General features: G+C 69.8%; 8 protein-coding genes and 2 pseudogenes. All 10 read left to right on the forward strand.

The window, feature by feature from the left end; all coding sequences use genetic code 11:
* Positions 1-192: pseudogene (locus CCN39_RS05400) on the forward strand (hypothetical protein); the annotation flags it as partial.
* A gap of 183 nt (positions 193-375) precedes the next feature.
* Positions 376-1,215: a hypothetical protein gene (locus CCN39_RS05405; RefSeq protein WP_086838952.1), complete on the forward strand. Its 840-nt coding sequence runs from the start codon at positions 376-378 to the stop codon at positions 1,213-1,215.
* 85 nt (positions 1,216-1,300) lie between these two features.
* Positions 1,301-2,191 (forward strand): hypothetical protein, encoded by an 891-nt coding sequence (locus tag CCN39_RS05410; RefSeq protein ID WP_086838954.1) that lies wholly within the window; start codon positions 1,301-1,303, stop codon positions 2,189-2,191.
* A gap of 103 nt (positions 2,192-2,294) precedes the next feature.
* On the forward strand, positions 2,295-2,621 hold the full coding sequence (rpsF, locus tag CCN39_RS05415; protein ID WP_200876551.1) for a 30S ribosomal protein S6: 327 nt from the start codon (positions 2,295-2,297) through the stop codon (positions 2,619-2,621).
* Between the two features lie 17 nt (positions 2,622-2,638).
* The gene (locus CCN39_RS05420) at positions 2,639-3,154 is read left to right on the forward strand and encodes a single-stranded DNA-binding protein (protein WP_086838956.1); all 516 of its coding nucleotides are present in this window, start codon (positions 2,639-2,641) and stop codon (positions 3,152-3,154) included.
* A 43-nt stretch (positions 3,155-3,197) separates the two neighbouring features.
* Positions 3,198-3,446, forward strand: coding sequence for a 30S ribosomal protein S18 (gene rpsR, locus CCN39_RS05425; RefSeq protein WP_003098744.1), 249 nt, complete (start codon positions 3,198-3,200; stop codon positions 3,444-3,446).
* A 14-nt stretch (positions 3,447-3,460) separates the two neighbouring features.
* Positions 3,461-3,922, forward strand: a complete 462-nt coding sequence (rplI, locus tag CCN39_RS05430; RefSeq protein ID WP_086838958.1) for a 50S ribosomal protein L9 — start codon at positions 3,461-3,463, stop codon at positions 3,920-3,922.
* Positions 3,923-4,048: 126 nt separating this feature from the next.
* On the forward strand, positions 4,049-4,405 hold the full coding sequence (locus CCN39_RS05435; protein WP_086838960.1) for a hypothetical protein: 357 nt from the start codon (positions 4,049-4,051) through the stop codon (positions 4,403-4,405).
* Positions 4,402-5,001, forward strand: a complete 600-nt coding sequence (locus CCN39_RS05440; RefSeq protein ID WP_086838961.1) for a DUF3558 domain-containing protein — start codon at positions 4,402-4,404, stop codon at positions 4,999-5,001. Before CCN39_RS05435 ends, CCN39_RS05440 begins: the two co-directional genes overlap by 4 nt.
* A 1-nt stretch (position 5,002) precedes the next feature.
* Positions 5,003-5,805 (forward strand): annotated as a pseudogene (locus CCN39_RS05445) (hypothetical protein); the annotation flags it as partial.

The raw sequence follows: 5,805 nt of genomic DNA on the forward strand, positions 1-5,805 counted from the left end.
CCGGTGATCGCGCAGATCATCCCCGGGCAGCAGGTCCCGCCGCCGACCGTCGACGCCCAGAAGTCCGGCACGGCGGAGGCGCTGCCGGGTGTCACGCCGCCGGCGAAGCTGCCGATGCTGCTCGCGGTACTGGCGCTGGCGATCGTCGCGGCCGCGCTGGTCCGGGCCTGGATCCGCCGCAGCCCCGCCTGACGCTCGGTGACCGCCGCTTCCACCCGAATGCCGGACATTTTTGAGCGAGCGGGCGTCACCCAGCTGCCTTAGCGTCGTTGTACTGGGAAGTAGGCGACGACACCAGGGGCGGCGAGCATGCAGGATCGGACACGGAGGGCTACGGCGGTCGGTGCGGCAGCATTCGTCCTCGCGGGTTCGGCCGTGCTCGGCATGCCCGGCACCGCCTCGGCGGACACGATCACAGCCAAGTGCGGTGACACGGTCAGCGCCAAGCCGGGCGACACGGTCAAGGCCACCACGCCGCTGCTCGGCCTCCCGCTCAACCTCGGCGTCGTCACCGAAACCACGAAGGTGCTGACCGGGACGATCAACGCGGTCCTCGGCACGCTGTGCAAGGTCACCGTGAACGTGGTGAACACCGTCGTCTCGCCGGTGCCGGTGGTCGGCGCGCCCGCGGCGAGCGCGATCAACCAGGGTGTCCAGGGCGTGACCAGCGGCACCCAGCAGGGCCTCCGCTCCCTCAGCGGCGGTGGCCAGCCCGCGCCGCAGCAGCCCGGCGGCACGGGCGGCAGCCCGCAGCAGCCGCCGGCCCAGGGCGGGACCGGCGGCGCGCCGCAGGGCGGCACCCCGGCGGGCACCACGCCGATCCCGGACGCGAACAGCCCGCTCCTGCCCGGCTTCGCGAGCAGCCCGGTGTTCGGCGGCTTCCCGTTCACCCTCGGCACCGGCTACGCCCCGATGCGCGACTACAGCGGCATCCCGTTCGCGACGGCCGGGTTGTTCTCGCCGTCCCCGGCGATCCGGTACGGCAGCCAGATCCCCGGTTACGCCCCGCAGTACGGCCTCACCGGTCCGGACGGCGCGTCGGACGGCAACTCCGGCGTCCAGACCGCGGGCCAGGCCGAAGCGCTACCCTCGGCGTCGGACGGATTCACGAACGGGTCGAATCTGCCGCTGTTGATCGCGGTTTTGGCACTCTCCGGAGTCAGCGCGGGCCTGGTCCGCACCTGGGTGCTCCGCCGAATGGCCGCTGCGAATTGAGCCAACTGCCGAGTATCTTTCACGTATCTCGGTCGTTCATTCTGGTGTTGCCTGGAACGACGCCCCCGTAATTCCCTGGAGGACTGTGCCCGTGCGGAAGACCCTGACCGTCACCGCCATTGCCGCTTTCCTGGTCGGCGGCGCATTCCTCAGCACGGGCACCGCCTCCGCCGCGACCACCCTCGCGGGCACCTGCACGGGTTCGGTCAGCGGCAGCATGGGCGACACGGTCGCGGTCACCGGCGCCTCGGTGAAGGAACTGGTCCGCAAGAGCGCGCGGGACTACGTCAACAGCCACTTCTGGACCTTCGCGAGCGTGTGGCCGGACTCCCTCGCCGACACGATCGCGAGCAAGGGCGCGCTGGCGGTCGGCCAGGTGCCGAACGCGGCGGGCGGCACGGTCGAGGGCTCCGCGGTCGGCAGCGCCGTCGCCACCGCGCTGAAGGGCGCGAACGGGCTCGGCGTGCTGGACAGCACCAAGGCCGAGGTGCTCGCCGCGATCTCGGGCGGCGTCGCCAAGAGCTGCGGCCTGACCACGATCGCCACGAACTACGTCGCGCCGGGCACCCAGGGCACCGGCGGCACGGGCGCCCAGCAGGGCCGCGCCGACACCGCTCCCGGCGGCGCGTCCGGCAACCTCTCGAACCTGAACCCGGGCACCACCGGCGGCACGGGCGGCAGCGCCCCGATGCGCGACTACAGCGGCATCCCCACGGCGACCGCCGGCACGGCCGTCGCCCCCGGGGTGCGCTACCCGGCGAACGGCACCCTGCCCGGTGACGTCTCCGCCCCGCAGGCGGGCCAGGGCGACCAGAGCGGCCAGGGCGCGGACATCCGCGACGCCGGCAACGCGCAGTCGCTGGCCTCGAACAGCACGTCGAACGACGTGCAGCTGCCCATGCTGATCGCGGTGATCGTGCTCGCCGGGGTGACCGCCGGGCTGGTCCGCACCTGGGTGCTGCGCCGGGCCGGCTGACCCCCGCCGTCCGGTCCTGTCGGTACCCCCAGGTAGCCTTACCTGGACAAACCCTCCTGCCACGGACAGTCCGTGGCCGCGAGCCCATAGGAGGTGAGTGGTTGTGTCACGCCATTACGAGGTAATGGTCATCCTGGACCCCACGCTCGACGAGCGCACGGTCGCCCCCACGCTGGACAACTTCCTCAACGTGATCCGCACTTCGGGCGGTTCCGTGGAGAAGGTCGACGTCTGGGGCCGTCGTCGTCTCTCGTACGAGATCAAGAAGCACGCCGAGGGCATCTACGCCCTGCTGGACCTGAACTCCTCGGCCGACGCGGTCAAGGAGCTCGACCGGCAGCTGTCGCTGCAGGAGACCGTGCTCCGCACCAAGGTCATGCGTCGCGAGGTCAAGCGCGCCGCGGCCAAGCCCGCTGCCGCCAAGGCCTGAGCCCGAGGGGAACCCCGATGGCTGGAGACACCGTCATCACGGTGGTCGGCAACCTGACGTCCGACCCGGAGTTGCGCTTCACCCCGTCCGGTGCGGCGGTCGCGAACTTCACCGTCGCGTCCACCCCGCGCACCCTCGACCGGCAGTCCGGCGAGTGGAAGGACGGCGAGGCCCTCTTCCTGCGCTGCAACATCTGGCGGCAGGCGGCGGAGAACGTCGCCGAGTCCCTGACCCGCGGCGCCCGCGTCGTCGTTCAGGGCCGCCTCAAGCAGCGCTCGTTCGAGACGAAGGAAGGCGAGAAGCGGACCGTCGTCGAGCTCGAGGTTGACGAGATCGGCCCCTCGCTGCGCTACGCCACGGCCAAGGTCAACAAGGTCAGCCGCGGTGGCGGCGGTGACTTCGGCGGCGGCGGTGGCGGCGGTGGGAACCGCGGCGGCGGTGGCGGCGGAATGCCGGCCGACGACCCGTGGGGTTCCGCCCCGGCCGCGAGCAGCGGCGGTGGCGGCGGCTTCTCGGACGAGCCCCCCTTCTGATCTCGTACACATCCACACAGATTTGAGTTACCAGGAGTAGACAGTGGCCAAGCCACCCATTCGCAAGCCCAAGAAGAAGGTCTGCGTGTTCTGCAAGGCCGAGAAGAAGGGCCGCCCGGAACTGATCGACTACAAGGACACCAACCTGCTGCGGAAGTACATCTCCGACCGCGGCAAGATCCGTGCCCGTCGCGTCACCGGCAACTGCAGCCAGCACCAGCGTGACATCGCCATCGCGGTCAAGAACTCCCGCGAGATGGCGCTGCTGCCCTACACCTCGACCGCGCGCTAAGGGAGGGCACTGACATGGCGAAGATCATCCTCACCACGGACGTGGCCAACCTGGGCGGCCCCGGCGACATCGTCGAGGTCAAGGACGGCTACGCGCGCAACTACCTGCTCCCGCGGGGCTACGCGATCGCGGCCTCCAAGGGCGCGGAGAAGAACGTCCGCACGATCCAGCGCGCGCAGGAGAGCCGTCGCATCCGCGACCTCGACCACGCCAAGGAGATCAAGGCGACGCTGGAGGGCCTCGGCGCCATCCAGCTCACCGGCAAGGCGGCCGAGGGCTCGAAGAAGCTCTTCGGTTCGATCACCGCCGGCGAGATCGTCGACGCGATCAAGGCGGCCGGTGGCCCGCTGCTCGACAAGCGCGTCATCGAGCTGCGCGACCACATCAAGACCGTGGGCAAGCACTCGGTCGGCGCCCGGCTGCACCCGGACGTCAAGGTCGACGTGCGGCTCGAGGTCAAGGCCGTCGCGCAGTAAGGCAGTACGTCGTGAAAAGGCGGGTCACCCCTGGTGGGTGGCCCGCCTTCACGCTTTTCGGGGAACCTCGGACAGCTCGGCGGCGTCGGAGGAGAATGGGCGAGGACGCGAAGGGGATGGGATCGCATGGCTAACGAGGTCAACATGTCCGCGCCGGCCGGCGGTGGCGGCGGGTTCACGTTCGACGCCGACAAGATCGACGGCGTCATCAAGAAGTGGCAGGACCTGCAGGCCGACCTGAAGCGCGACTACGCCGACGCCAACCTGATGGCGAACGTGAAGGCGCCCGGCAAGGAGTTCGCGAGCGGCGACTGGGAAAAGCTCGCGAACCCGTCCGGCAAGGCGTTCCTCGAGCAGAACCAGAAGATGCAGGAATACGTCAAGAACTACATCGAGGCGCTGACCGCCGCGAAGCAGAAGATCACCACCAAGGAGTCGGACGCCTACACCGACCTTTCGAAGCGGGGGAACCAGGCCACGTGAACCGACGACTCCTCGCCGTTCCGGCAGTGGCCTGCGCCGTGCTCGCCCTCGCCGGCTGCGGCGGCAAGACCCGCGGCACCGCCAACCCGGCGCCGTCCACGGCCGAATCGGGCAGCGAGACCACCCGGTCCACCGCCGACACCGCGCCGAGGGTGCCGAGCCCGTTGAACACCGCGTCGATCACCTCGGACGCCTGCGCGACGATGAACGCGTCCGCGCGCTCCTCGCTGGGTCTCGGTGAAGGCCAGCCGCGGACCACCGGCAACGGCCCGAGCTGCACGTTCCAGGAATCCGCCGACCCGGGCAACCAGATCGACGTGACCACGGTGACGGCGAACAAGAACGGGCTGCAGGACGTCTACGACACCAAGGCGAACGACGCCTACTTCGGTGAGACCCAGGCCTACGGCTACCCGGGCGTCTACGCCGCCGCGGTGGACGACCGCAAGAACGGCAAGTGCGGCCTGTTCGTCGCGGTGACCGACCAGCTGACGGTCAACATCCTGGTCCAGTACGACAACGGCGCCGGCGCGGCGGACCCGTGTTCCGTGGCGATGAAGTTCGGCGAGTCGATGATCCGCACCCTGGGAGGCTGAAATGCTGGAGCTGGTGCTCCTGGGCGGCTTCGCCGCCTACAACATGGCGACCACGCATTCGGACGACCACACGTCGGTGCAGGGCGACCGCAAGATCGACTGCTACGACATCTGGGAGAAGATCACCACCGGTCCCGGTGCCGGTTCGATCGAAAACGGGCAGTCCGCGGCGAGCCGGCTGAAGGGCGCCTACTCCGAACGCCTCGGCACGATCGACGCCCTCGCCAAGGAGATGGACGCGGCCTGGACCGGTGGCGGTGCCCAAGCGGCGCAGCAGGCCGGCGCCCACCCGCTGCGGGTGTGGATGGAGGACTCCGGCACCAAGCTCACCGACTCCGACAAGTACCTCGGCGAGCAGCACAACGCCTTCACCACGGTGCACGCGCAGGTGCAGCAGGTGCCGAAGGAGCCGCCGAAGAACAACCTGCTCAACGCGGTGACGCCGTGGACGACCGACACCGACCGGGCGATCCGCGACTACAACGCCAAGGGCCAGGCCAACGTCGACGCCTTCAACACCTACTACAAGGCGAGCAACGACAACGGCCAGAAGATGCCGACGTACGCCGCGCTCCAGGGCCAGCAGGAGAACGTCAACGTCGACGGCGGCAAGGACGGCAAGAAGAAGCCGGGCGACGACGGCAGCAACGGGAACAACGGGAACAACGGCAACCCCAACGGCACCGGCTCGGTCCCCGGGGTGAACATGCCGGCCCCCGGCAGCGTCCCGTCCTTCCCCGGCCAGCCGAACACCCCGGGCGGCAGCTTCGACCCGGGCAAGGTGCCGGGCTTCGACCCGTCGAA

Source organism: Amycolatopsis kentuckyensis (assembly GCF_002155975.1).
Lineage (GTDB): Bacteria > Actinomycetota > Actinomycetes > Mycobacteriales > Pseudonocardiaceae > Amycolatopsis > Amycolatopsis kentuckyensis.

Excerpts from the sequence above, each read along its gene's own strand:
- CCN39_RS05420 (WP_086838956.1), top strand. The coding sequence starts at position 2,639 with ATGGCTGGAGACACCGTCATCACGGTGGTCGGCAACCTGACGTCCGAC.
- rplI (WP_086838958.1), top strand. The coding sequence starts at position 3,461 with ATGGCGAAGATCATCCTCACCACGGACGTGGCCAACCTGGGCGGCCCC.
- CCN39_RS05435 (WP_086838960.1), top strand. The coding sequence starts at position 4,049 with ATGGCTAACGAGGTCAACATGTCCGCGCCGGCCGGCGGTGGCGGCGGG.